Origin of the sequence: Halomonas sp. SIMBA_159 (genome assembly GCF_046536035.1) — a bacterium.
Taxonomy (GTDB): domain Bacteria; phylum Pseudomonadota; class Gammaproteobacteria; order Pseudomonadales; family Halomonadaceae; genus Vreelandella; species Vreelandella venusta_A.
In genome coordinates, this window is record NZ_JAWJBT010001375.1 from 1 (window position 1) to 243 (window position 243).

At 49.8% G+C, this 243-nt stretch carries 1 protein-coding gene; it reads right to left on the reverse strand.

All coding sequences use genetic code 11. The features are described 5' to 3' along the window. Positions 1-216, reverse strand: a 216-nt coding sequence (locus R0J87_RS23745; protein WP_498889465.1) for a hypothetical protein, incomplete at its 3' end; no start/stop codon positions are given. Between the last annotated feature and the right edge of the window lie 27 nt (positions 217-243).

Here is a 243-nt window from a genome sequence, read left to right on the forward strand (position 1 = left end):
CTGGTCAGCCGTTGCTGCGGTAGATTGCCCAAGTGTTAATGTCAGTACTTGTGTAGCAGCATCATATTGCTGGCTAGCAGTCAGTTGCGTTGTACCTGACTGGCTATACCACAGTGCAAACTGGCTTAAATCATAACGATTTGCATCCTGCATTGCCCGTATAAAGTCATCGCAAGTCGCCGCCCGTCCATCGTGCCGTTTTAAATACAACGCCATATCCTCAGCAACGCCTCCTTTCCCCAG